The sequence below is a fragment of the Desulfovibrio sp. 1188_IL3213 genome (assembly GCF_036763145.1).
In the GTDB taxonomy this organism is placed as follows: Bacteria; Desulfobacterota; Desulfovibrionia; order Desulfovibrionales; family Desulfovibrionaceae; genus Desulfovibrio.
The window spans coordinates 1-1,530 of sequence record NZ_JBAIYR010000496.1; the positions used below are offsets into that span (position 1 = coordinate 1).

Genomic DNA, 1,530 nt, shown 5'->3' on the forward strand with positions numbered 1-1,530 from the left:
GGGGCTGCGCCCGCTTCAGGCCATGCAGGCAGCGGGCATAGCGGTGTATCACAACGCCGGTCTGCCCAGCGTAGGCTCCTGTCTTGATGCTTTTGCCGCCGGCAAGCTGGCGGCTTTCGGCACAGAACACCTGTGCCAGGGCGGGTGCGCGCCGGAAGAGTAATTTTCTACGCACGCATGGCCGGTTTTTCGGCCATCATACATCGAGTGCAGGGACGCCATGAGCAATACAGTGAAAACTGACGGCAAGGCCCCTGTAACCGCCATACCTTCCGAACATTCCCCCCTTGTGGCGGATCAGGGCAGGCAAACCCGCAACGCGGCCCAGACCAGACATAGAATATTGCTGGCAGCCCGTAGCCTTTTTGCCAATAATAACTACGAAAGCGTGGGTACACGAGAAATCGCGGCCAAGGCCGGCGTCAATGCCACGCTTATCAACAGATACTTCGGCTCCAAAAAGAAGCTTTTTGTGGCCGTGGTGGAATCATTGCATGAATTGATGCCTCCGAGAGGCGTGGAAGCCGATGTGGCCGATATGCTGGATCAGGCTGTGAACAGCATTGTGCACGAAGGAGAGCACGGTCCGTGGCTGGATGAGTTTAGGATAATTCTTTTCTCAGCCCTTGATCAGGAAGTATCTGATATTATAGCTGACTTTTTTGAAAAAAGACGCAAGGGGCTGGCACGGCGATTATCCGGTCCTGATGCTGCCGCCAGGGCGGATGCGGTTTTTTCGCTTCTGACGGGGGCCGCAATTATTGTGAGTCTGCTGTGCGGCAAGAAGGAAAATGACCTGGATCAGAAAGAGTTTCGCAAACAGCTTGGCCGGGTGCTGGCCCCGCTGCTTGCCGGGTGACAGCGCGGAACAGAACAGCCAGAGGCGGTGCAGCCGGGATATATTGTCCCGCCTGCGCCGCCTCTGGCTGTTTCATGCGTCATGCCGTCGCGCTGCCGGTGCTTTGTGACGCGCCGGGGCGTCTGCCGGGCGTCTTTAGAGCAGATTAACTTTGATAATATACATTCTCAAAGTTTGATGCACGCTCACTTCGGCGTTTAACCGCGCAAATAAATTGCGCTTACGCCTTCGCTGCGGGCGTCTGCTCGCGCAGCCGCCAGAGCAATTTCAAAGTGAAATTGCTCTAGTCATGGCGCGGGTGTGTGCGTTGTCGTGCCTCAGTTGAAGATGCCGCTCTGGCGCATAAGTTCCTGCCCGTTGGCCAGCGAGGGCAGCAGGGTTCCCGCCATGATGCAATAGTGTACGGCCACCGGGCGAAACGAATAGCGCGGTAAAACAAAAATAAAGACAAAGCACAGGGCTGCGATAACAAAAACAAAAATATTGGCTGGTTGCGAACCCCAGGGAATATTTTTGAAATGCAGAAACGCATAGATGCCCCAGCAAAAGATCATGGCACAGGCAAACAGGGTGTTGAACAGCGGGTGGCTGCGCCAGCTGGCAAGGTAGGCGGCGATCATTGGCCCGCCCGTGCCGTCATGGGGCCAAGCCCGCCGCCCACGGCTATGGCG

At 56.4% G+C, this 1,530-nt stretch carries 2 protein-coding genes; one reads left to right on the top strand and one right to left on the bottom strand.

The features are described from left to right. The first annotated feature begins 220 nt into the window (after window positions 1-220). Window positions 221-859 carry a TetR/AcrR family transcriptional regulator gene (locus V6C16_RS12975; RefSeq protein ID WP_333535986.1) on the top strand — a complete coding sequence of 213 codons (639 nt, stop codon included), beginning with the start codon at window positions 221-223 and terminating at the stop codon, window positions 857-859. A 317-nt stretch (window positions 860-1,176) separates the two neighbouring features. On the opposite strand, the gene V6C16_RS12980 is transcribed toward V6C16_RS12975, so the two are convergent. Further along, on the bottom strand, window positions 1,177-1,530 hold a 354-nt coding region (locus V6C16_RS12980), incomplete at its 5' end, for a hypothetical protein (protein WP_333543408.1).

Coding starts and splice junctions, on each gene's coding strand:
- V6C16_RS12975 (WP_333535986.1), top strand. CDS start 221: ATGAGCAATACAGTGAAAACTGACGGCAAGGCCCCTGTAACCGCCATA.